The organism is Streptomyces beihaiensis, from assembly GCF_026274175.1.
Lineage (GTDB): Bacteria > Actinomycetota > Actinomycetes > Streptomycetales > Streptomycetaceae > Streptomyces > Streptomyces beihaiensis.
On sequence record NZ_JAPHNL010000124.1, the window covers coordinates 42,243 to 64,744 of the forward strand.

26 protein-coding genes and 1 pseudogene are annotated in these 22,502 nt (G+C 71.9%); 12 read left to right on the plus strand and 15 right to left on the minus strand.

From position 1 onward, the window contains the following. Positions 1-93 precede the first annotated feature (93 nt). The gene (locus tag OFY01_RS13625) at positions 94-669 is read left to right on the plus strand and encodes a SigE family RNA polymerase sigma factor (protein ID WP_266599681.1); all 576 of its coding nucleotides are present in this window, start codon (positions 94-96) and stop codon (positions 667-669) included. After that, entirely contained in the window at positions 669-1,871 is a 1,203-nt protein-coding gene (locus OFY01_RS13630) for a hypothetical protein (protein ID WP_266599636.1), read from the plus strand. Before OFY01_RS13625 ends, OFY01_RS13630 begins: the two co-directional genes overlap by 1 nt. 8 nt (positions 1,872-1,879) lie before the next feature. Here OFY01_RS13630 and OFY01_RS13635 read toward each other — a convergent pair whose 3' ends face one another. The 7 genes from OFY01_RS13635 to OFY01_RS13665 all read right to left on the minus strand — a co-directional run bounded on the left by OFY01_RS13635 (position 1,880) and on the right by OFY01_RS13665 (position 9,493). Beyond that, complete coding sequence (locus tag OFY01_RS13635) at positions 1,880-2,668, minus strand: SURF1 family protein (RefSeq protein WP_266599638.1); 789 nt, start codon at positions 2,666-2,668, stop codon at positions 1,880-1,882. Between the two features lie 64 nt (positions 2,669-2,732). Then, positions 2,733-4,553: a S9 family peptidase gene (locus OFY01_RS13640; protein WP_266599640.1), complete on the minus strand. Its 1,821-nt coding sequence runs from the start codon at positions 4,551-4,553 to the stop codon at positions 2,733-2,735. A gap of 231 nt (positions 4,554-4,784) precedes the next feature. After that, positions 4,785-5,627, minus strand: a complete 843-nt coding sequence (locus OFY01_RS13645; protein ID WP_266599641.1) for an SDR family oxidoreductase — start codon at positions 5,625-5,627, stop codon at positions 4,785-4,787. Next, positions 5,624-7,315 carry an FAD-binding dehydrogenase gene (locus tag OFY01_RS13650; protein ID WP_266599683.1) on the minus strand — a complete coding sequence of 564 codons (1,692 nt, stop codon included), beginning with the start codon at positions 7,313-7,315 and terminating at the stop codon, positions 5,624-5,626. Before OFY01_RS13650 ends, OFY01_RS13645 begins: the two co-directional genes overlap by 4 nt. 14 nt (positions 7,316-7,329) lie before the next feature. Beyond that, complete coding sequence (locus tag OFY01_RS13655) at positions 7,330-7,941, minus strand: TetR/AcrR family transcriptional regulator (RefSeq protein WP_266599642.1); 612 nt, start codon at positions 7,939-7,941, stop codon at positions 7,330-7,332. 71 nt (positions 7,942-8,012) lie between these two features. Continuing rightward, positions 8,013-8,609: a TMEM165/GDT1 family protein gene (locus OFY01_RS13660; RefSeq protein WP_266599643.1), complete on the minus strand. Its 597-nt coding sequence runs from the start codon at positions 8,607-8,609 to the stop codon at positions 8,013-8,015. 605 nt (positions 8,610-9,214) lie between these two features. After that, positions 9,215-9,493, minus strand: coding sequence for a hypothetical protein (locus tag OFY01_RS13665; RefSeq protein ID WP_266599644.1), 279 nt, complete (start codon positions 9,491-9,493; stop codon positions 9,215-9,217). Between the two features lie 222 nt (positions 9,494-9,715). On the opposite strand from OFY01_RS13665, the gene OFY01_RS13670 reads away from it, so the two are divergent. Both OFY01_RS13670 and OFY01_RS13675 read left to right on the plus strand, forming a co-directional pair. Next, a complete protein-coding gene (locus tag OFY01_RS13670; protein WP_266599645.1) occupies positions 9,716-10,285 on the plus strand; it encodes a hypothetical protein in 570 nt (189 codons plus the stop codon). After that, positions 10,282-10,950 carry a class F sortase gene (locus OFY01_RS13675; protein ID WP_266599647.1) on the plus strand — a complete coding sequence of 223 codons (669 nt, stop codon included), beginning with the start codon at positions 10,282-10,284 and terminating at the stop codon, positions 10,948-10,950. Before OFY01_RS13670 ends, OFY01_RS13675 begins: the two co-directional genes overlap by 4 nt. Here OFY01_RS13675 and OFY01_RS13680 read toward each other — a convergent pair. The 6 genes from OFY01_RS13680 to OFY01_RS13705 form a co-directional block, all read right to left on the minus strand. Beyond that, on the minus strand, positions 10,925-12,136 hold the full coding sequence (locus tag OFY01_RS13680) for a low temperature requirement protein A (RefSeq protein ID WP_266599649.1): 1,212 nt from the start codon (positions 12,134-12,136) through the stop codon (positions 10,925-10,927). The two genes, OFY01_RS13675 and OFY01_RS13680, sit on opposite strands and share 26 nt — an antisense overlap. 128 nt (positions 12,137-12,264) lie before the next feature. Then, entirely contained in the window at positions 12,265-12,486 is a 222-nt protein-coding gene (locus OFY01_RS13685) for a DUF5988 family protein (protein WP_266599651.1), read from the minus strand. An 84-nt stretch (positions 12,487-12,570) separates the two neighbouring features. After that, a complete protein-coding gene (locus OFY01_RS13690) occupies positions 12,571-13,410 on the minus strand; it encodes a hypothetical protein (RefSeq protein WP_266599653.1) in 840 nt (279 codons plus the stop codon). Positions 13,411-13,695: 285 nt separating this feature from the next. Next, on the minus strand, positions 13,696-13,836 hold the full coding sequence (locus tag OFY01_RS13695; protein WP_266599655.1) for a hypothetical protein: 141 nt from the start codon (positions 13,834-13,836) through the stop codon (positions 13,696-13,698). 118 nt (positions 13,837-13,954) lie between these two features. Beyond that, positions 13,955-14,245 (minus strand): DUF397 domain-containing protein, encoded by a 291-nt coding sequence (locus OFY01_RS13700; RefSeq protein WP_266599657.1) that lies wholly within the window; start codon positions 14,243-14,245, stop codon positions 13,955-13,957. Beyond that, on the minus strand, positions 14,227-15,069 hold the full coding sequence (locus OFY01_RS13705; protein WP_266599659.1) for a helix-turn-helix domain-containing protein: 843 nt from the start codon (positions 15,067-15,069) through the stop codon (positions 14,227-14,229). The genes OFY01_RS13700 and OFY01_RS13705 overlap by 19 nt, the downstream gene beginning before the upstream one ends. A 157-nt stretch (positions 15,070-15,226) precedes the next feature. Between OFY01_RS13705 and OFY01_RS13710 the strand changes: the two genes are divergently transcribed. The 7 genes and pseudogenes from OFY01_RS13710 to OFY01_RS13740 all read left to right on the plus strand — a co-directional run bounded on the left by OFY01_RS13710 (position 15,227) and on the right by OFY01_RS13740 (position 19,211). Then, the gene (locus OFY01_RS13710) at positions 15,227-15,454 is read left to right on the plus strand and encodes a hypothetical protein (RefSeq protein ID WP_266599685.1); all 228 of its coding nucleotides are present in this window, start codon (positions 15,227-15,229) and stop codon (positions 15,452-15,454) included. Next, positions 15,451-15,702 (plus strand): DUF7848 domain-containing protein, encoded by a 252-nt coding sequence (locus OFY01_RS13715; protein WP_266599661.1) that lies wholly within the window; start codon positions 15,451-15,453, stop codon positions 15,700-15,702. The genes OFY01_RS13710 and OFY01_RS13715 overlap by 4 nt, the downstream gene beginning before the upstream one ends. A gap of 23 nt (positions 15,703-15,725) precedes the next feature. Further along, on the plus strand, positions 15,726-16,049 hold the full coding sequence (locus tag OFY01_RS13720; RefSeq protein WP_266599663.1) for a hypothetical protein: 324 nt from the start codon (positions 15,726-15,728) through the stop codon (positions 16,047-16,049). A 324-nt stretch (positions 16,050-16,373) separates the two neighbouring features. After that, the gene (locus tag OFY01_RS13725; RefSeq protein WP_266599665.1) at positions 16,374-16,766 is read left to right on the plus strand and encodes a hypothetical protein; all 393 of its coding nucleotides are present in this window, start codon (positions 16,374-16,376) and stop codon (positions 16,764-16,766) included. 2 nt (positions 16,767-16,768) lie between these two features. Then, a complete protein-coding gene (locus OFY01_RS13730) occupies positions 16,769-17,371 on the plus strand; it encodes a COG4315 family predicted lipoprotein (protein WP_266599667.1) in 603 nt (200 codons plus the stop codon). 68 nt (positions 17,372-17,439) lie between these two features. After that, positions 17,440-17,679, plus strand: a pseudogene (locus OFY01_RS13735) (hypothetical protein); the annotation flags it as partial. 122 nt (positions 17,680-17,801) lie between these two features. After that, a complete protein-coding gene (locus OFY01_RS13740) occupies positions 17,802-19,211 on the plus strand; it encodes an amino acid permease (RefSeq protein ID WP_266599669.1) in 1,410 nt (469 codons plus the stop codon). A 39-nt stretch (positions 19,212-19,250) separates the two neighbouring features. Here the strand turns inward: OFY01_RS13740 and glgX are convergent, their stop codons facing one another. Both glgX and OFY01_RS13750 read right to left on the minus strand, forming a co-directional pair. Beyond that, positions 19,251-21,464 carry a glycogen debranching protein GlgX gene (gene glgX, locus OFY01_RS13745; protein ID WP_266599671.1) on the minus strand — a complete coding sequence of 738 codons (2,214 nt, stop codon included), beginning with the start codon at positions 21,462-21,464 and terminating at the stop codon, positions 19,251-19,253. After that, positions 21,461-21,979, minus strand: a complete 519-nt coding sequence (locus OFY01_RS13750) for a pep a2 (protein ID WP_266599673.1) — start codon at positions 21,977-21,979, stop codon at positions 21,461-21,463. The genes glgX and OFY01_RS13750 overlap by 4 nt, the downstream gene beginning before the upstream one ends. Before the next feature lie 426 nt (positions 21,980-22,405). On the opposite strand from OFY01_RS13750, the gene OFY01_RS13755 reads away from it, so the two are divergent. Continuing rightward, the coding region (locus tag OFY01_RS13755; protein ID WP_266599687.1) for a DUF5133 domain-containing protein at positions 22,406-22,502 on the plus strand (97 nt) is incomplete at its 3' end.

Sequence of the window (22,502 nt, forward strand, 5' to 3'; positions counted from 1 at the left end):
GTACTCGACTTCACAGCGGCGCGGGCGCGCGGTATCGCCCCGCGCCCGCCCGGCACGACCCGGCCCCGCCCCCGCAGGGCGGCGGCCGGCGGCATGCCGGTGATCGCGCCCATGCCCGCAGCGCGGCCCGCACACATTCCGGCACAGGCACAGGGCGCTGACGTGGCGGCGGACGCCGCCGGCACGACCGTCGACCACCTCACCGAGACCTATCGCGCCCACTACCGCTCCCTGCTCGGCCTCGCGGCGCTGCTCCTCGACGACACCGCGTCCTGCGAGGACGTCGTCCAGGAGGCGTTCATACGGGTGCACTCCGCCCGCAAGCGGGTCCGCGACCCGCAGAAGACCCTCGCCTATCTGCGGCAGACCGTCGTGAACCTCTCCCGGTCCACGCTGCGCCGCCGCATCCTCGGCCTGAAACTGCTCACCAAGCCGATGCCCGACATGGCGAGCGCGGAGGAGGGCGCGTACGACCTGCTGGAGCGCGACGCCCTGAAGAAGGCGCTGCGCGGGCTCCAGCGCCGCCAGCGCGAGGTCCTCGTGCTGCGCTACTTCGCGGACATGACCGAGGCGCAGGTCGCCGAGGCGCTCGGGATATCCCTGGGTTCGGTCAAGGCGTACGGCTCCCGGGGCATCGCCGCGCTCCGCGTGGCCATGGAGGCATCCTGATGAGCCCCGGCGACGAGCCGCGCGAGCGGTTCGAGCGGCGTGAGCGGCATGAGCGGAACGAGTACGACGCGTACTTCGAGCAGGACGAGTTCGACGAGCAGGCTGGGAACACCAACGTGAACGACGGCCCCCCGCACCGTCGCACCGGCGCCGAGAACGAGGGCGAGGGCGACGAGGCCCTGCGGCAGCTGATGCGTCAGGCCGTGGCGGACATCGAGCCGTCCGACGGTTCCCTGGACAAGCTGCGCCGCGCCGTGCCCGCCCGGCGCGCCCGCAAGCGACAGGCCCTCGTGGGCGGTATCGCCGCGAGCGTCCTGGTCGCTCTCGCGGTCCCGGCGGCGCTGCACGTGGCGAACGGCGGCATCAGCGGCGTGGACCCGGCCATCGCCGGGCACAGCGAGGCCGAGCACAGCGTCGCGGGCACGTCCTCGGCCTCCGCCGACGCGGGCCGGTCCAAGCAGGTGGGTGGCACCGTCGGCGGCTCGGGCGGCAGGACGGGCACCGGCAGGACGCACGGGAAGCCGGCCACGCCGAGCCCCGACGCCACCGAGGCCGTCACCTCGCCCACCTGCGCGGCCGACGAGCTCACCGCGACGGCGAGCATCGGCAACCCCGACGCCGACGGCAAGGTCTACGGCTCGTTCCGCGTCTCGAACATCTCCAAGGACAGCTGCACGGTCGACGGTCCGGGCACGGTGCAGACCATCGCGCAGGGCGCCGCCGACGCCACGAAGGTGAGCGTCGTCGACCACACCAAGGGCGACGCCGCGACCGGCCTGCCCGACCCCTCGACCGAGGTGGACCAGATCGTCCTCAAGCCGGGGATGGCGTACGAGATCCGCTTCGCCTGGGTGCCGTCCGCCGCGTGCACGCCGTCCGGCGGTGGCACGGGCTCGACCGGCGGGGACGCCACGGCGTCGCCGTCACCCTCGCCGTCCGCCTCCGGCGGCGGCAGCACTGGCGGCACCGGCGGCACCGCCGACCACGCGGCCGCCACGTCGACCGCGACGACGTCCTCCGGGATGTCCACGCAGATGGGGACCGGGACGGACGCCGGTACCGGCACGGGAGGCTCGGGTGACGGCAGCGTCGCCGTGTCCCACACGGCGGAGCCGGGCGACCCGAGCGCGGCCGCGACGATTGCGAACGCGTGCGCCGGGACGGTGTACCGGACGGGTGTGCTGCCCGCGTCGTCGCCCTGAGCGCGGCCCTACGGGGCTTGTGCCGGGGCGGCCACGCCCATCCGCGCGTCGCGGAGCGCCTCCGCCTCTCTCCTGACCAGGCGGAACCACATGAACAGGACGAAGCCCGCGAAGACGAACCACTCGCCGGTGTAGCCGAGGTTCTGGAATGCCTTGAGGTCGAGGCCGCTGCCCTGCGGGGCCGAGGCCGGGACCGCCGTCATGCCGGAGTCCGCCTTGTCGAGCGTGATCCACCCGTCGTAGACGCCGTACGGCACCAGGTTGACGAGCGACGCCGCGCTGATGATGCCGACCTGGCCCGAGGGCAGGCCACCGGCCGCCGTCACGCCGTCCGACTGCGCCGTCTCCGACGCCTGGAGCGCGCCGACCACCGTGACCTCGCCCTTCGGCGGCGCCGGCGCCTTCGCGGCGGACGCCGGGCCGGGCAGCCAGCCGCGCACGACCGGGACCGCCTTGCCGGGCTTGCCGCCGGAGGTCTCGGTGCGCAGCAGTGTGACCACGTAGAAGCCGTCGCGCTTGTCGAGCTCGCGGCCGGGGACCAGGAACTGCCTGTCGTAGCGGCCGGTCGCCTCGGCCTGCTTGCCGGAGGTCTTCGTGCTCACGGGCAGCAGCGAGCCGAGCGGCTCGGGGGCCTCCTGCTTGTTCGCCAGCGACTGCTGCGAGGCGTCGCGGTGCTCCTGCACCCGGGCCTCGAAGCGGCTCAGCTGCCACGAGCCCATGAAGACGCACACGGGGATCGCCAGGACGACGAAGAGGTTGATCCCCCACCAGCGGGGAGTCAGCAGGAACCGGTACACACCGTCCACGGTACGGGTCCGATGTGAGGACCCGTACCGCGCCCCCCGCCCCGACGGCCGCCGCTCACCTGGGCAGGTGGCGCCGCGCGAAGTCCAGTTCGAGGCCGAGCTGCTTGATCCGCTCGTCGACGACGAGCGAGCCGTGCCCGGCGTCGTACCGGTACACCTCGTGGACCGCCTCGCGCGCCGCGAGCCGGTCGACGTAGTTGTCGATCTGGCGGATCGGGCAGCGCGGGTCGTTGACCCCGGCGGAGATGAAGACGGGGGCCTTCACGTCGTCGACGTACGTCAGCGGCGACGACGCCGTGAACCGCTCGGGCACCTGTTCGGGCGAGCCGCCGAAGAGCGTGCGGTCGAGGGCCTTGAGCGCCTCCATCTCGTCCTCGTACGCCGCCACGTAGTCGGCGACGGGCACCGCCGCGAGCCCCACCGTCCACGAGCCCGGCTGCGTGCCGAGGCCGAGCAGGGTCAGATAGCCGCCCCAGGAGCCGCCCGCCAGGACGAGCCGGTCGGGGTCGGCAAGGCCGGACGTGATCGCCCACTCGCGGACCGCCGCGATGTCCTCCAGCTCGATGAGGCCGACGCGGTGCTTGAGCGCGTCCGTCCACTCCCGCCCGTACCCGGTCGAGCCGCGGTAGTTGACCCGCACCACCGCGAACCCGTGGTCGACCCAGGCGGCGGGCCCCGCCGCGAACGAGTCCGAGTCGTGCCAGGTCGGCCCGCCGTGCACCTCGAAAACGGTGGGGAGCGGCCCGCTCGCCCCCTCGGGCTTCTGCACGAGGGCGTGGACGCGCCCGCCGGGCCCGTCCACCCACACGTCCTCCACGGGCACCGACCGCGGCGCCCTCATGCCGGGCGGGTCGAGCACCACGCCGCCCTCGGTGGAGCGGACGGCGGGCGGCTCGGCGGCCGACGACCACAGGTACTCGACGCTGCCGTCCGGGCGGGCGGCCGCGCCCGACACCGAGCCGACGGGGGTGTCGAGCCTGGTCGTACGGGCGCTCGCGAGGTCGTGGCGGAACAGCTCGCCGCGGGCCTCGAAGCTGTGCGCGATCAGCAGCGCCGAGCCGTCCGGGTACCACTCGGCGGACACGTCGCCCGGCAGATCGAGCGCGAGGTCGTGCTGCTCCCCGCTCGCCACGTCCCAGACCATGGGCTCCCAGCGGCCGCGGCGCTGGTGCCCGACGAGAAGGCGCGTGTCGCCGTCCACCGGCGCGAAGCCGAGGACCTCAAGCCCCAGCTCCTTCGTGCCGCCCGCCGTGTCGTCGAGTTCGGCGACGGTCGAGCCGTCGAGGCGGACGACGCGCAGCGACGAGTGCATCGCGTCGCCGTGCTCGGTGTGCTCGATCGCGATGAGCGTGCCGTCGTGGCTGAGGTCGCCGACGCCCGCGGACTCGCGGTGCCGGTAGATCTCGACCGGGTCCTGTGAGCCGGGGCGTACGACGTGGATGGTCGTGCCGTCCTCGTCCGTGGACCGGCCGACGACCGCCGTGTGCCCGTCGCGGCCGAGCGCGAGACCGGCCGGGTAGGAGGGGGCGAGGCCCGGCACGGCCTCGCTGTCGTCGCCACCGTCGAACGGCTGGCGCCGCCACACCCCGAACTCGTCGCCGTCCGTGTCGTCGAACCACCAGATCCAGCCGCCGTCCGGGGAGAGCACGCCGTCCGTCGTCCCGTTGGCCCGGTCCGTGGCCTGCCGCTGCTCTCCGGTGGTCCTGTCCCACGCGTACAGCTCGTACGTGCCCGTCGCGTTCGACACGAACAGCGAGCGGTGCGGGGCGTCCTGTGCCCAGTCGGGCAGGGAGACACGTGGTGCGCGGAACCGCTTCTCCCAGTCGGGCATGGACGGCGTGGGCGCGGGATTCTGCGCCCCGTTGCTCTCAGTCATGCCCCCCATGGTCCCCCAAGGACCCCCGTGGCGGCAGGGCCCGGCCCAGGGAGCGTCCGGGGGAGCGGCCGGGCCCGCCTCGCGTCGGCCGGGCACGGCGGAACCAGGGATGAACGGCGCCGACCCCGTTCATCAGAGCGTCCCGCGCGCGGCGACGACGGTGACTGGAATGTACGCCTACGCGGCGTGCGCCGGAATACCCGGCGCATATATCTGTTCAACCAGGAACTTTCACCGCAGCCCGTGCCTGCGGTGGACCATGAACTCCGTCGCCCCGCGCGGCAGAATCCGCCGCAGCGCGAACACGACCGGCGCCGCGTTGCCCACGGCGTAGAGCTGCCGGGGCCGCCGGGCCTCGATGGCCGCGACCACCTTCGCGGCGACCTTCTCGGCTGAAGTTCCGTGCGCCTCATGGTGGTTGAGCCGCGACAGCATCGTCTCGTACGCGTCCTGGAACGGTGACCCGTCCGCCACGTACTGGGTACGCCGCGCGCTGATCCCGGTCGCGATGGCCCCCGGCTCCACCGTCGTCACACCCACCCCGTACGGCGCGTACTCCCGCCGCGCCGCACTGGCGAACCCCTTGATCGCCGCCTTCGAGGCGACGTACGAGGACCGGTGGGCGAGCGGGAAGCTGGCGAGCATGGAGCCGACCATGACCACCCGCCCGCGCCGCCGCTCCCGCATGCCGGGCAGGAGCAGCTGACTGAGCCGCACCGCTCCGAACACGTTCAGCTGGAACAGCCGCCGCACCGCGTCCATGGGCAGTTCCTCGAAGGGCCCGCTCTGCGATTCCCCGGCGTTGTTGACGAGCACGTCCACCTCGCCGGCGGCGACGGCGCACGCCTCGATGGAGGCTTCGTCGGTGAGGTCGAGCGCGAGGTAGGTCACGCCGTCCACCGGCGACTGGACCCGCTCCGGGTCCCGGCTGGTCCCGTACACCCGGTACCCGCGCCGTACCAGCGCGGCGGCGACGGCGGCGCCGATCCCGGACGACGCCCCCGTGACGAGGGCCGTACCGGCGGTCGTACCGGCGTCCGGGGTGGCCGGGGTGGCCGGGGTGGCCGCACTCATGCGAGCCTGCGCGCGAGAGAGCGTCCGGCGGCCCGCCCGGAGAATACGCACCCGCCGAGGAAGGTCCCTTCGAGGGCGTTGTACCCGTGCACGCCGCCCCCGCCGAATCCGGCGACCTCACCGGCCGCGTACAGCCCGTCGAACACCTCGCCGTCCGGCCGTACGACCTGCGACTCAAGGGTGGTCTCAAGCCCGCCGAGCGTCTTGCGCGTCAGCACGTGCAGCCGGACGGCGATCAGCGGCCCGTGCGCGGGGTCGAGCAGCCGGTGCGGCTTGGCGACACGGGTGATGCGGTCGGGCAGGTACGCCCGCGCGTTGCGCACGGCCATCAGCTGGAGGTCCTTGGAATACCCGTGCCCGGCCTCCCGGTCCCGGGCGACGATCTCCCGCTCGACCTGCTCGTACGAGACGGGGGTCGAGGGCGTCAGCTCGTTCATCCCGGCGACGAGATCCTTCAGATCGCGCCGTACCACAAAATCGGCCCCGCGGTCGAGGAACGCCTGAATGGGGCCGGGAGCCCCCTTCTTGACCCGTTGCAGCACCAGCTTCAGATCCTTGCCGGTGATGTCGGGGTTCTGCTCGGACCCGGAGAGCGCGAACTCCTTCTCGACGATGGCCCGGGTGAGCACGAACCAGGTGTGGTCGTGCCCGGAGGCGGTGATGTGCTTGAGGGTGGCGAGGGTGTCGTGTCCGGGGAAGAGCGGCGCGGGCAGTCGTCTGCCGGTCGCGTCCAGCCACAGCGACGACGGGCCGGGGATGATCCGGATGCCGTGTCCGGGCCAGATCGGGTCCCAGTTCTTGACGCCCTCGGTGTAGTGCCACATGCGGTCACGGTTGACGATCGACGCGCCCGCCTCCTCGCTGATGCCGAGCATGCGCCCGTCGACGTACGCGGGCACACCGGTCACCATGGACGAGGGCGCGGGCCCGACCCGGTCGACCGGCCAGTTCTTCCTGACCAGTTCCTGGTTGCCGCCGATACCGCCGGAGGTGACGAGCACGGCCTGGGCGCGCAGCTCGAACTCGCCGACGCTCTTTCGCGAGGAGGCGACACCACGCGCCTGGTCGGACGGTTCGAGCACGGCCCCCCGCACCCCGACGGCGGCCCCGTCCTCCACCACCAGCTCGTCCACGCGATGCCGGTACTTGAAGGTGACAAGGCCCCGCGCGGCGGCCGCGAGGACCGGCTCGCGGAAGACCCGGACGACCTCGGGGCCCGTGCCCCAGGTGATGTGGAAGCGCGGCACCGAGTTGCCGTGCCCGGTGGCGGTTCCGGCGCCGCGTTCGGCCCAGCCGACGTTCGGGGTGAGCCGCAGCCCGAGCCCGTACAGGTAGTCACGCTTCTCGCCCGCCGCGAAGTCCACGTACGCCTCGGCCCACTTGCGCGGCCAGTGGTCCTCGCGCTCGCGGTCGAAGCCCGCCGAGCCCAGCCAGTCGGCCAGGGCGAGTTCGCGCGAGTCCTTGATGCCCATCCGCCGCTGCTCGGGGCTGTCGACGAGGAAGAGCCCGCCGAGCGACCAGAATGCCTGCCCGCCGAGGTTGGCCTCGTTCTCCTGGTCGACGACGAGGACGCGCTTGCCCGCGCGGGTCAGTTCGTACGTGGCCACGAGCCCGGCGAGCCCGGCCCCCACGACGATGACATCGGCCTTGTCGCCACTCGCACCACTCGCGCCGCTCGCACCGCTCATTTCGCTCAGGTCACTCACGCGCTGTCCTCCGGTGTGCTGTAGACGTCCAGTACGTTCATGAACAGGGCCTGCCGCCGGGCCCGTACGGCGTCGTCGTCGGGCTGCGTCAGGACCTGGACGGCCGTCCCGTCGTGCACGGCCACCAGCGCGTCGCCCAGGGCCCGCTCGTCGGGCACGCGCCGCCCGAGCCGTTCGAGCGCGGCGACGAGCACCGGCAGGACCGCGTCCCTGATGGCGGCCTCGCGGGCGGCCATGACGCGGCGAAGGCCCGGGTTGCGCAGGGCGTGCGCGGTGAACTCGGCGGTGATCCGGTACCAGGCGTCGTCGACGGGTGCGGCGGCGACGGCGGCCCGCACGGCGGCCTCGGGGTCGTCCGGGTCGAGGTCGGCGAGGGCGGCCCGCACCTCGTCGAGCATGCGCGCCGACCGCTCCTCCCACAGGGCGAGGAACAGCTCGTCGAGGGAGGAGAAGTTGGAGTAGAAGGCGCCGCGCGTGAACCCGGCCCGCTCACAGACCTGCTCGACGGTGGTCCGCCCGAACCCCTCCTCGGCGAACGTGTGCAGCGCGGCGTCGAGCAGCCGCTGCCGGGTACGGGCGCGCCGCCGGGTGACGGTCGTGGTCGCCATGGTCGTCGCCTTCCTGGCCGGGACCGGTTCGATACACGAACGTATTCGATACGTTCGTGTATCGACAAGGGTCAGGCGGCGAACACCTCCACCAGCGACCACACGGCGAGCCCGAGCATGCACACGCCGCCCACTCGCTGCACGGTCTTCAGCGGGACCCGCTTGGCGATGAACCGCCCGGCGACCAGGGCGAGCGCGGAGACGGACATCAAAGCGGCGGCGGAGCCGACGGCCGTGGACCAGGTGCCGTTCGTCGCGGCGAGGTTGGCCGTGGTGATCTGCGTGAGGTCGCCCCACTCGCTGATGAACACGGCCATGAAGGCGGTGCCGAAGACCGGCCAGAAGCCGGTGACGGTGCGCGCGGACGCGGCGTCGTCGCCGTCCTCGTCGCCGTCGCCGCCGCGCAGCAGCATGAACGCGCCGAACCCGAACAGCAGCGCCGAGACGAGCTTCACGCTCCATCCGGGCAGCATCCCGAGCAGCGAGCCCGCGCCGACGGCGATGGCCACGTGCACGATGAAGGCCGCGGACGTGCCGAACCACACGTACAGCGGTTTCATCCGGGTGCCCATGGCCAGCGAGGCGAACATGGTCTTGTCGGGCAGCTCGGCGAGGAAGATCAGCCCGAAGGCGGTGACGATCGCCAGGGGGTCGAGATCGAGGTGCATGGAGTCGGGGCGCTTTCCGTACGGGCCGGGTCTTCGCGAACCCACCCGCTGTCTGCGCCAGGAGGACCACTCGACCCGGCAGTGGACATGACTGCCTGGTCGAAGGTCTCGCCCGCCCGAGCGTCGTGACAGTTCCGACGGTTCTGACCGTCCTGTCGGCTGGGCCCGGCCACCGGGAACCCGGGGGTTCCAGTGTGTCGACGACCGGTTCGCGGGGCTACTCCCCTTCGCTTTCTCCGCTCCAGCGTACACGCCGCCCCGGGCACTGACTGTGACGCCGGTCGAGTGGTCGGCCTGGGTGCGGACGAGTGGTCGTCGCCGCGTGTCGGTCGTGTCCGGCGTACGTCCTCGGGCGGCGGGCTCCACATTGTTCGGCGGTGGTCGCGCCAGTGCGACTGTCATACGGAACGACAAGCTGGAGATCGCATGAAGGCGAAGGTTCTTCTGAAGGGCGCCGGGGCGACCGTTCCCCTGGTGGCCGCCCTCGTCGCGGTACCGAGTGTGATGGGCGCGCAGGCCGCGCCCGGGGGTGGTGTCGACGGCAAGGCCCATCACGTCAGTCAGGGGTTCGGCGAGGGGAGTCCCGGCCCCGGGCTCTGCGCGGACTACACCGTGTGCCCGCCGGTCTCGGCCCCGCCGACCTGGACGCCGCCGGGCGAGACCCCGCCGGGCGAGACCCCGCCCGGAACCGTCCCGCCGACGACGGCTCCCCCGAGCTCGCGGCCGCCCAGGTCGGTTCCGCCGAGCCCGCCCGCTTCGGGCTGGACCCCGCCCGCCACGACGCCGCCCGCCACGACCCCGCCGGCCACGACTCCACCGGCGACAACTCCGCCGGCCACGACCCCGCCGGCCACGACTCCACCGGCGACAACTCCGCCGGCCACGACCCCGCCCGCCTCAGCCCCGACTCCGACCCCGACGCCCACGCACGTCGGCGGTCACCACCACCACAAGCGGCACCACCACAAGCGGCCACACAAGGGCCACCACCACAAGGGTCACCACCAGTACCCCTCCGGCGGCGTGAACGCGGGCGGCGGCGGTATGGCGGGCAAGTGAGCGAGCGCCGCCGTGACCACCACTCCGACTGACGATCTGGAGATCGCATGAAAGTGAAGGCTCTTCTCAAGAGCGCGGGGATCGCCGTCCCCCTGGCCGCGACCCTGGTCGCCGTGCCGGGCGCGATCGGCGCGCACGCCGCGCCCGGCGACAACGGTGACATCAAGGTCCACAAGATCACCACCAAGGTCAGCGACCAGCGCAACGACCCCAAGGTGTGCCGCTTCTACCTCGACGCGTTCAACTTCCAGCCCGTGCGCCGCGTGACGTGGAAGATCTACCAACTCCCGCCCACCGGCCGCAAGGAGATCACGCACGGCACGTTGCGTCTGCGCAACGGGCACGGCTTCACGTACCCGTACTCGCTGCCCAAGGGCCACTACAAGGTGACCTGGACCTGGCCGGGTGAGCACGGCTCGGCCAAGCACAAGGTGTTCGAGGTGACCTGCGGCAGGCCGCCGCGTCCCACGCCGACCCCGACCCCGACGCCGACGCCGCCGGGACCGACCCCGAAGCCCACCCCGAAGCCCACCCCGACGCACGGCCACGGTGGCCATGGCCACCGTTATCCGACGGGCGGCGTGAACGCCGGTGGCGGCGGCATGGCGGCCCGGTGACCGAGCAGCCCCGGACCGAGGAGCGCGTACCCGCCCGCAAGGCGGGGCGCGCCCTCGCCGCGCTTCTGTCGGTGCTGGCCCTGCTGCTTGTCGCGCCCGCGTGCACGGCCCACCATGGGTCCCGCGCCCTGCCCGGCCCACGGGCGGCCACGTCCGCCGCGCCCGCGAAGACCCAGGCGCCGGACACGGGCGGCGCCCTGCCCCGCTCCGAGCCCGAGCGCATCGTCATCCCGCGCATCGGCGTCGACGCGCCGCTCACCGCGGTCGGCCTGGACAAGGCCCGGCACCTGATGCCGCCGCCGCTGAGCCGTCCCACGATCGCCGGCTGGTACACGGGCGCCCCGACGCCGGGCAGTCAGGGCACGGCTGTCGTCGTCGGGCACGTCGACACCGAATACGGCCCGGCCGTCTTCTACCCGCTGAGCCGAGTCCACTCCGGCGACCGCGTCGACGTACAGCGCCAGGACGGCCGCACCGCCGTGTTCCGCGTGGACTCGGTCCACACGTACGCGAAGTCGTCCTTCCCGACGGCCGAGGTGTACGAGCCACGCGGCCGCCCCGAACTCCGTGTGATCACCTGTGGCGGCAGCTACGACCGGGCCACCGGCTACCTGGCGAACGTCGTGGTCTTCGCCCACCTCACCGGGGTGAGCGCGAGGCCCTGACGGTGGCCGCCACCACCGCCGTCACGGCCAGCGCGAGCGCCCAGAGTGCGGCGAGGGCCGGTACGTGGGCGGTCAGCGGGCCCGCCGCCAGGCCGCACACCCCGGCGACCAGCAGCGTCGTGGATCCGCGGCCCGTGGCGCGCAGCGTGATCGCCCACGCCCCGAGCAGAAACAGCCCCGCGCCGCCGCTCAACGCCCAGGCCACCACGCCGTGCAGTGGTTCGGCCAAGCCGTGCCGACCGGTGGCGGCGACGTCCGTGAGTACCTTCTTCACCCCCAGGGCGCCGATGACGATGCCCGCCACGAGCACCAGGTGCAGATACGTGTAGACGTCCCGGGCGACCCGCATGCGCGCGCTTCCGTCGAGTTCGGCGACCCGTTCCTCGGCGGCCGGGCCGAACTCCTTGAAGTACAGCCACCACAGCGCCGCCGCGTACAGCAGTCCCGCGACGCACGCCGCGACGACCGGGCCGGTCAGCGGGTAGCCGGACACCCCGACGCCCATGGCCACGATCGACTCACCGAGCGCGATGATCACGATCAGGCCGTGCCGTTCGGAGAAGTGCCCCGCGGACCTCACCCGCCACCCGGAGGCGCCCGTCGCGGTGATGAACACCCCGGCGTAGTCGAGCACAACGGCCGCCGCCCACAGGGAGAGTCGGGCGGTTCCCTGATATGCGGCGCCGATCAGCAGCAGCACGAACGGCGGCGCCACCGAGATCAGCGCGGTACGCCGCAGGGTCGCCCGCAACGCCGTGTCCTCCGGCGCCGAGATCCAGTACGAGACCAGGTGCAGCAGCCGCACCAGGCCGTAGCAGACGACGAACACGAACGCCGACGGCAACCCGTCGGAGCCGTGCACGTGCTCGTGTCCAGGCCCGAGCCCGTGCCCGAGCCCCTGCCCGTAGACGCTGGGCACCTCCAGCGACACGATGAACACGACCGCCATCACGGTCACCAGGACCGCGAACACGGGTCCCGAGTCGGCCCGTACGACATTGCCCAGCCAGGCGAAGCACGACCAGCACCACCACAGCAGTGCGAGCACGACCATGGCGCCGCCCACCCGGACCGGCACCGGGTGGGCGGCCATCAGACCGGTGACCTGTGTGATCGCGTACACGAACACGAGGTCGAAGAAGAGTTCGGCCGTGGTGACCGCGTGGTCGTCCGTGGTCGCGACCATGTGTGGCCGTTCCCCGCTCAGTATCACGAGTCCCGCTCCCCCTCCTGGCCGCCGTGACAACAGCGGGCCATGCGCTGCGACGGCGGCAGCCTACGTGGGACCGGAGCGCCGGAGCCCTGCCCGGTTGCCTATCCGGGCATCTCGGTCCGCTCCCACCACTCGTACACGGGCAGTTCCTCCCCGTCCTCCGTCTCGGCCCGCCGCTGGGTGGGGCGGAAGTGCTCGTAGCCGTTGCGGTGCTGGACCTTCACGTCCGCGCCGGGGGAGGCGACGGGGACGACCCGCTCGGCCAGGTCCAGCGGGCCGCCCTCCAGGAGTGCCTTGCCTGTCATGTTCTCTGTCTCGCTCATGCCCTCACCGTTCCCTGGGGCGGGGCGCGGTGTCGCGTGCGGGGCGGGAAATCAGCCGTGTGGGCGCTGACAGCCGACAGCCGATTACGCCGCGCTCGTGGTGGCCGCCCGGTGGCGGTGTTCGCGGCACTCCCGGCAGTGCTGGTGCTCGTCCGACCGGAAGGCGCGCTCGCAGCCGTCGCAGTTACGGAGCGGTACCACGGCGGGCCGCCCGCTCGAAGGATCCCGGGCCGGTGGCGGCGGGGCGGGCAGCGGCGTCTCGCGCAGTCGGTACGTCAGGACGCCGACCGGGCGCGTACGGAACCGGTCGGGCAGGTCCGCCGTCAGCAACTCCGTGAGCTGTCCCGGCCCCACGCCCGCCGCGAGCCACCGCGCCACGTGCGGCGCGAGCCGGTCGGCCTCGGCCACGGTCAGGATGAGGCGTGAGTCGTAGCGGCGCAGCGAGCCGAGTACGGCGAGGGCGCGCGGGTCGGCGGGCGCCGGGGCCTTGGCGGGCGGCTCGGGCTCGGGCGCGGGTGCCGGGGCTTTCGCGGGCGGGTCCGGTTCGGGGTCGGGGTCCGGCGTGTCCAGGTGGCCGCCGGGAACGTCGTAGAAGTACGTACGGGTACGGATGTGCCCGCCGGCCGTCCGTTCCCGCCGCCGTTCCAGGTAACCGGCGTCCTCCAGCTCCCGCAACGCCCGCGAGATCAGGATCTCGCCCTCGTCGAAGTGCGCGCACAGCGCGGCGATGGTGACGGGCGAGCCGTCGGGCAGGGACTGGATGTACGCGGCGACGCCGATCGTGACGGCGCTGCCGCGCCGCTGCACAAGGGCGTTGGAGAGGACGGTGAAGTCGGCCGTGAGCCGGGTCCGTACGTGGATCACGCCGGACGTCGGAGCACCGGCGGAGGCGCGCGAGCGCGCGCTAAACTGCGGGTCAGCCATCGGGAAGCGTCTCTCTTCCATGTTGGTCAGGCCCTCGTTCGGGATGCCAGTCCCGGCCGGGGGCCGTATCTGTCTGCGGTCGTGGTGTCGCTCGCGGTGAACGTAACGCTCCGTGAGTCGCCACGGCAAGCGCGTCACCCGGACGGGTGACGCAGCCTCAGGCGAGGCCGGGAGGGTGGGTGGGCGGGGAAGTTCTTTCCCTCAGTCCTTTGGGAGTTGAGCGGGTCACCGGCCCCTCGCGGGCGGGGGGCCGGTGGTTCTGGGAGTCGAACTGGCCGGTGTCCGCTACTGGTTGCAGGAGCCAGCGCACAGCAAAGAGGCCGCGCCGCTGCCGTCGGCCAACAATGCCTGTGGGGCGAAGAAGGCGACGGTGGACATGGCCGTGGCCGCGAACCGCACGCCAACGGCTCGCTTGCGCGTAGGCATCTGAACTCCCGCGTCGACGAGTGGCGTTGGATGCCGACCCCGTGGGGGGGCAGGCCCCATCCCTGAAAAGTGTCGCAGTTTTACGTAAGACTGCGACACTCCTCGGGGAGGGGGGTGCTCAGGCGGTGGGTTCGCCGCCCGCCTTGACCGAGTCGACGAACGACGACCAGGCGGCCGCCTCGAAGACGAGCGCGGGACCGTGGGCGTTCTTGCTGTCGCGGACGGGCACGACGGCGGGGAAGTCGTCGGAGACCTCGACGCAGTTGCCGCCGTCCGAGTTGCTGTAAGAGGACGCGCGCCACGTGGCGTTGGCCAGGAAGGCGTCGGAGACCTCGACGCAGTCGCCGCCGGTCGTGTTGCTGTAGCTGCTCTTGCGCCACGTCACGTGAGTCAGATCGATGGATCGCACGGAACTTCCTCCAACATTCGCGTGATGAACTTCCGTGACTCGACTGGGGACAGGACCAAGTCACGGACCGCATCATAAGTGCGCTGGAGGTGCTCAACCTTGGCGGATTCTTCGATGAGTTCGCCGCGTACGTCGTTCTCGATATAGGCCACGGCGTGACCGATCGGCATCCGCAGGAACATCACGTCTGTGTTGTCGAGCCCGTGTAGACCTGTGCCGAACGGCAGTACATGAATGGTGATGTTGTCGCGCTCTGCCGCCTCTGCCAGGCACTCCAGCTGCTCCCGCCACGCCTGGACATCGCGGCACGCATGGCGCAGCACAGTTTCGGAAAGGATGACGCGGAACGGCGGTGCGTCGTGTCCTTCCAGCAATTTCCGCCTTCCTGTGCGTGCTTCAACCTGCTGGTTCAGCTCCTTCCCCTTGAGGCCACCCGCTGCCAGTGCCTCACGGGCATACCCCTCCGTCTGAAGCAAACCAGGGGGTCGGGTCACCGAGTACTGCCACAGGCTCACCGCCTCCGCTTCAAGCCGCATGTACCGCCGGTACTGCTCCCGGAACTGACTCGGATCGGCGATCGCCAGCTCCCACAGCGCGATCAGGAACCCCGGCGTCCCGTACAGCTGGTCCAGCGCCGCGACGACCTCCGGCCCGCCGAGCGTGTCGCCGCTCTCCATCTTGCTGAACAGGGTCGCGTCCCACCCGGCGAGGTCGCCCAGTCTTCGAAAGCTGTAGTCGTGCTGCGCCCGCAAGGCGCACAACTCCTCGCGGAACCGCTTGCGCGGGTCCTGGCTGCGGCCGGTGACCACCCGTCGTGGCGGCATCTCGTGCTCCTCCGCGTGAAGGTGTTGAAGGACCGGAAAGACCGCCGGGAGGGGCCTGCAAAACGTCCCGCGAGCGGTGCTGTCGTCCTGCCCAGGGGTCATTCTCGTAATGCCCCGAACACGCACGGTAGTCCAACAGGAAGGGAGCGTGAAGGCCATGACGCCGGACCGGGAGAGAGCCGCCGCCAGAATCAGGGAAGCGGAGGAGGCGCGGGACACGCTCGCGGCGGCGCTGGGCCGCGCCGGGCTCCAACTCCCTTCACTGCGCGTGGACATCGCCGCCTACGCCGACGCCGTGCCGCGCCCGCTCGTGGAGCTGGGCCGCTGCTCGCCGCACCTCGCGCGGGCGATGGCGGCGGCGATCGAGCGGGGGGCGGGGCGGTGACCCGGCGGGTGTTCCGTTACGTCCCGTACGCGATCACGCAGGACGCGTCGGCGGAACCGGAGTACGAGGCACGGTGCGTGTCCGGCGACGAGGTGGAGTGCGGCGCGGAATCGGGAACGTACAGCCGTCCCGACCCGGTCGAGGAGTGGCAGCGCCGGCACACGCAGGACACCGGCCACCGCCGCTACCGCCGCGACTTCGCTGACTACGCGGTGCTGCGCCCCGCCGTGGAACTGGCGGAGGCGTGAGGGCGGCGCGGCCGGAGCCGTTCGTGCCCGCCGTCGACCGCCCGTGGCGGGACACGTGGCCCCGGCCCGCACGGCCCGGTGACGGCAACGCGTGGCTGACCGGATCGTGCTGGCTGTACTGCCGCCGGGCGGGCGTGCCCGTGCTGTGGGTCGGGTCCGTGACGACGCCGGGCGCGAAGGGGGACGTGTACGCGTGCGGCACGTGCCTCGCGGAGCTGGACCACATAGTGCGCCTCCAGGCTCACGGCCGCGACGAGGCGGGGGCGCTGCCGTGCGGGCACCGGCGGATCGAACGGCGCGGCGGCAAGGCGTACTGCGCGGGCTGCAAGCGACAGGTGTACCTGTGAAGCAGACATCGCGCCATCTCGGCGAGGACGAGGTCCGCGAGTTCACCGTGGAGCCGGTGGCCGCGCTGTCGGACGCCGCGGAGCTGGAGGTGGACGGCAACGCCCGGGAGGTCGTCGCCGGCCGGCGCGCGAGCGCCCGTGTCAAAGCCGACCCCGCTCGGCTGAGTGTCGTCCGAGGGCCCCGGACCGTCCGGTGGCACGGCTCCGGGAGCGGACGGAGTCGCCCGCAGGAGGGAAACGCGCGGCTTCCCGCGTGCGTGGTGCCCCGATCCTGGCCCTGGCCGTGCTGGACTGCCGGGAGTCCAGCGAACGGATATCGGATCGATGCTGCTGCGGATCGTCGCGGCGGCGGGACTGGCGGTCGACGCCTACGTCCACGCCGACCTCGCCCCCGGTTACGACGTCAACGCCGCGAGCGTGAGCCAAGGGGATCTCTTTCGCCTTGAGGCGGCGCTGGCCGCCCTCGCCGCGCTGCTCGTCCTGTTCCTGCGCTCCCGGCTCGTCCAGGCATACGCCCTGCTCGTCGCGGCCGGAGGGCTGGCCGCGGTGCTCGTCTACCACTACGCCGACCTCGGCACGCTCGGACCGCTGCCCGACATGTACGAGCCGTACTGGTACACGGAGAAGGTGGTCAGCGCCGTCAGCCAGGCGGTCGCGACAGTGGCGGCCGCGGCGTTGCTCTCCCTGCCCAACAGGCACCGACCCCAGAGGTACTGACCGTGAAGAAGAAGTCCGCCGCCGTGGCGGCCGCCGCCACCGCCGTGCTGCTCGCCGCCGCCCTCTCCGGCTGCTCGAACAGCAGCAAGAACAGCAACAGCAGCAGCAACAACAGCAGCAGTAGCTCGCCTTCCGTCAGCCTGGCGCCCAACAGCACCCCGGGGGCCACGACACCCGGCGCCACCAACCCGCAGACCAGCGGCGCCGAAGTCGGGCTGCTCTCCGGCGACCTCGGCAAGTACCTCGTCGGCAAGAACGGCCGCACCCTCTACCTCTTCGAGGCGGACAAGTCCGGCACCTCGTCGTGCTACGGAGGCTGCGCCGACGCGTGGCCCCCACTGGAGACGTCCAGCAAGCCGATGGCGCAGAACGGCGTCAAGGCCGGGCTGCTCGGAACCACCACCCGCAAGGACGGCAAGAAGCAGGTCACGTACGACAAGCACCCGCTCTACTACTACCGGGGCGACACCAAGGCGGGCGACACCACCGGGCAGGGCCTGAACCAGTTCGGGGCCAAGTGGTACGTGCTCGACGACTCCGGCAAGGCGATCACGAAGAGCGGGTCGGGGTCGGGCAGCGGCGGCAGCAGCGGCGGTGGGTACTGACCGGGACCGAGGTCGGGGTGTACCCAGCACCACTCCCGGTCCGGGGCCCAGACCCAAGGACCGGGAGGTCCCGTAGCGGCGTACTGGCCCGCTGGACCGGCCGGTCGGCGTACGTCCTGGCCGCCGTGAACCTCGCCTTCGTGCCGTCGCTCTTCTTCGGCAACACCCCCGCCCACTTCTACGCGGCCAACGGCTGGGGCGCCACCGCGTCCATGGGCGCGGTGCTCAGTTACTGGCTGCTCGCCGTCGGTGTCTCCGCGTACCGGTCGGCCCGCCGTGGCGCGGCCACCGATTTGACTCGTTCTTGATGGATCACTGTCACGTTTCTGTCGTAACGTGGGATTTGGTGAGCCGGGAAGCCTGGTCGGCGACGTAGTGCGAATTCGGTGTTCGCCCGCGTCCTCATAAGCCGTTCCCGAAAGGGCTCCCGATGACCACCACTGTCGGTCAGTCGGCTCAGGCTGCCGTGAACACGGCAGCCCGGCGCCGCACGCCCGGAAGCGGCCCGCGCCGCTCCGTCCTCTTCTTCGCGTTCGCCTTCGCGGTCATCGCCGACCCGGTGTCGTCCGTCGCGTACGCGATCGAGGCCGCGCTGCGCGCGCTCCACGGCGACCTGGCGCTCCTGCTCCCCACGATGAGCCTGGTCGTCGGGCTCGTCATCGTCGTCACCGCGAACTACTGGCAGCTGGTGCGCCGCTTCCCCAAGGGCGGCGGCGCGGCAGCGGCGGCGGCGCGGGCGTTCGGCGCGCGCTGGACGTTCCTGCCGATCGGCGCGCTGGTCGTGGACTTCGTCCTGACCATCGGCATCTCGATCGCCGCCGCCGCGAGCGCCGTGATCGCCCTGTTCCCGGGGCTCGCACCGGTGCGTATCCCGCTGGCGCTGCTGCTGCTCGTCGTCGTGGCCGGACTCACCTGGTTCGGGCACGGCGGGCGGCTGCTGTTCGCCGTGATGACCGTGGCGTTCGTCGTCATCTCGGTCACCGTCGTCGTCATGGGCTTCGTCGCGCCGCACGCCACCGGGCACGCCGCCGCCTCCACCGACGCCGGGCACCCGGCGATGCTCGCCGTGATCCTCGGGTTCCCCGTGGCGATGGCGCTGGCCACCGGCATCGAGGCGCCGTCCACGGCCATCGCCCAGCTCGGCCAGCTGGACGACACGCACCGGCGGCGGTTCGGCCGCGGCACGCTCGCGCTGCTCGTCGTCATCGTCGGTGGCCTCACGCTCGCCCTGACCGCGCTCGCCGTGAAGCTGCACATCGGCATCCCGGGCGCCGACTCCACCCAGATCGCCGACATCGCGCACGCGTCGGCCGGACCGGGCTGGCTGTACGGGGCGTTCCAGCTGACCAGCTCGCTGCTGCTGCTCGCCGCGGCCAGCTCGTCCTTCCAGGCGGGCCCCGGCCTGCTGAAGGCGCTGTCCGGCACGGAGGAGCGGCCCGGTGTGCTGCCGTCCGTGCTCGGCCGGAGCAACAAGCACCACACGCCGTACTGGGCGGTGGTCGTGTACCTGGCGGCGGCGGCCGTGATCATCGTCGCGGCGGCCGGGCAGGAGCAGAAGCTCGTGCTGTTCTACGCGGTCTCCGTGTTCGTGAGCTTCCTCGTCGGACTCGTCGCCATGGCCCGCTTCGCGCACCGCGAGAAGAAGCCGGGCCTGAAGTGGCTCAACGGCGTGGCGGCCGCGCTCGTCGCGTTCACGCTCGTCGTGAACCTGCTGCGCGGCTGGCCGATGCTGTCCATGGTGGCGACCGTGATCATCGCGGCCGGTCTCTACGTGCGGTGGGTGAAGGCCGGCCGCCCGTCGGGCATCGAGGACGTGGAGGCGCAGGCGGAGACCGTCTGACCGCCCCCGGCGAGCGTACGTCTGTGGCTGTCACGCCTGTCATAGCGGCGGGCGTGACAGCAGCAGCAGGGCGCGGGACTCCACGGTGAGTTCCTCGTCCGCCTTGTACTCGGTCCCGGCCCCCTCCCCCTCTCCCTCCCGCACCACCGTTTCCGTCGTGTCGACGCGCGCCGTCCAGCGGTCCCCGTACGCGGCCGGGGGCAGCCGGAACTTGGTCGGCTCCCAGTAGCTGTTGAGCAGGATCAGGAAGGAGTCGTCGACCACCGGCCGGCCCAGCGGGTCGTGCTCGGCGATCGCGTCGCCGTTCAGGAAGACCGTGACCGCGTGGGCGTCGGGGCGCTGCCAGTCGTCGGGGCGCATCTCGTGGCCGTCAGGCCGCAGCCACACCAGGTCGGCGAGCGTGTCCGCCGCCTCGTCCGCCTCGCCGCCGCGGAAGAAACGGCGGCGGCGAAGGACCGGGTGGGCGGCGCGCAGCGCGATGAGGCCGCGGGTGAAGGCGATCAGGTCCCGGTCGTCGTCGGTCAGATGCGGCCAGTCGATCCACGACAGGGCGTTGTCCTGGCAGTAGGCGTTGTTGTTGCCCTTCTGCGTGCGGCCCAGCTCGTCTCCGTGGCTGATCATCGGGATGCCCTGCGAGAGGAGCAGGGTGGCCAGGAAATTGCGCTGCTGGCGGCCGCGCAGGGAGGTGACGGCCGGATCGGTGGCCGGGCCTTCCGCCCCGCAGTTCCAGGACCGGTTGACGCTCTCCCCGTCGCGGTTCTGCTCGCCGTTGGCCTCGTTGTGCTTGTCGTTGTACGAGACGAGGTCGCGCAGCGTGAAACCGTCGTGCGCCGTGACGAAGTTGATGCCCGCGCGAGGGCGCCGCCCGCTGCGCTCGTACAGGTCGGACGAGCCGGTCAGGCGGGAGGCGAACTCGGCGAGGGTGTTCGGTGTGGCGCGCCAGAAGTCCCGTACGGAATCCCGGTACTTGCCGTTCCACTCCGACCACAGCGCGGGGAAGTTGCCCACCTGGTAGCCGCCTTCGCCGACGTCCCACGGCTCGGCGATGAGCTTCACGCGGCTGATCACCGGGTCCTGCTGGATGAGGTCGAAGAACGCCGAGAGCCGGTCCACCTCGTGGAACTGCCGGGCGAGCGTGGCCGCCAGGTCGAAGCGGAAGCCGTCGACGTGCATCTCGGTCACCCAGTAGCGCAGCGAGTCCATGATGAGCTGGAGGACGTACGGGTGGCGCATCAGCAGGCTGTTGCCGGTGCCCGTCGTGTCGTAGTAGTGGGCGAAGTCGCCGTCCGCCAGGCGGTAGTACGAGGCGTTGTCGATGCCGCGGAAGGAGAGGGTCGGACCGCGTTCGTTGCCCTCGGCGGTGTGGTTGTAGACGACGTCGAGGATGACTTCGAGCCCGGCCGCGTGCAGCGCCTTGACCATGGACTTGAACTCGGTGACCTGGCCGCCGCGGGTGGTGTCGGCGGCGTAGGCGTTGTGCGGGGCGAAGAAGCCGACGGTGTTGTAGCCCCAGTAGTTGGACAGGCCGCGGTCGCGCAGGAAACCGTCCTGCACGTACTGGTGCACCGGCATCAGCTCGACCGCCGTCACCCCGAGAGAGGTGAGGTGGTCGAGGACCGCCGGGTGGGCCAGCCCCGCGTACGTGCCGCGCAGGCGTGGCGGTACGTCGGGGTGGGTGCGGGTCAGGCCGCGTACGTGCGCCTCGTAGATGACCGTGTCCGCGTACGGGAGCCGGGGCGGGCGGTCGTCGCCCCAGTCGAAGGCCGGGTCGGTGACCACGCCGAGCATGGTGTGACCCGCACTGTCGGCGGGGTCACGGCCGCCGGGGCGACGCTCGTAGAGGGACGGGTGGTTGTCGATCTGGCCGTCCACGGCCGTGGCGTACGGGTCGAGCAGCAGCTTCGCCGGGTTGCAGCGGTGGCCGGTGGCGGGGTGCCAGGGGCCGTGCACCCGGTAGCCGTACCGCTGTCCCGGGCCGACGGCCGGCACATAGCCGTGGCGTACGAAACCGTCGACCTCGGGGAGCGTGACGACCTCGGTGACCCGCGGCTTGTCGGCCCGGTCCGCGCCGGCCCGAGACGTGCTGTCCCCGTCGTCGAAGAGGATCAGGTCGACTCGCTCGGCGGCCTCGCTGAACAGGGCGAAGTTCGTGCCTTCGCCGTCGAAGGACGCGCCGAGCGGGTACGGCCGACCGCTGCGGACGGGCCGGCGGTCGCGGACGGGCTGCGGGGCCCGTTGGCGTGCGCGGGTCACCGCGGCTCGTCGAGTGCGTCGGGCGGCGTGTCGACCGCGACGAGCGCCGGGACCGGCCGCTCACCGCGCGGCACGCGCAGCGCCGCACGCGCGGGCAGCGCGGGGACCGCCGGGGACAGCGGCACGGGGACCTCGGTGCCGACGCGCCGCGAGAACCAGATGACCTCGCCGCCGTCCTCGGTGTCCTGCGTGCAGTGCCCCCAGCCGTCGCTGAGGGCGGCGATCCGGGCCAGGCAGTCCTGCCAGCCCTCGTCCAGGAGCGGACCACGGTCCTGGTGCTCGACGGCGGTGATGTGGTGACGACCCGTCCACCACATCTCGATGGCCGCCTTCGTGCCGGTGGCGTGTTCGTCGATCGCGTGGAGCAGCAGTTCGGCGCCGTGGCACACGGGCCGGACGAGCGATTCGAGGTTCCACAGCCGCAGGTGTGCGGCGAGGATCCGGCTGACCTGCCCGGCACGCTCCGGCGTGACGTCCACGTCGAGGTGGTAGTAGCGGGACACTGCGGTGTTCATCTCGTTTGCTCCTCACCGGCGAGGGCTCTCGCTCGGGCTCCCCGGACACGAGGCGTGAGCATTGATCGCTTCTGAGTGACTCCCAGCGTGCGGTCGGTACGCCATTCGTGCAACACGAGACGTCGACGGAGGGTGGCCGCCGGTCCTCTCTCAGCCCTCTCTCAGCCCTCACGCGGCCCTTTCTCGCCCCTTTCTCGGTCCTTTCTCGGTCCTCACGCGGTCCTTTCTCGGTCCTCTCCCGGTCCTCACGCGGTCCCCTCCCGGTCGTCCCGGTCGCCCGCCGGGCATTGGTTGAAGAGCCAACAAGACGCACGGTGGTCGCGCGCGCATGATGAGTGAGAATCAGCACGCCAGGTGAACGGACGAATCCGTTCCGTACTCGACCGTGCGTCACGTACTCGACGTGTGTCACGAAAGGTGGCCGTCATGCTGCTGCCTGACAAGTCAGAGGTCGCCCGCCAGCTGGCGCGGTACCGGGCATGGGAGCGCACGCTGCTCATGGCCCCGGCCGACCGCGCGGCCC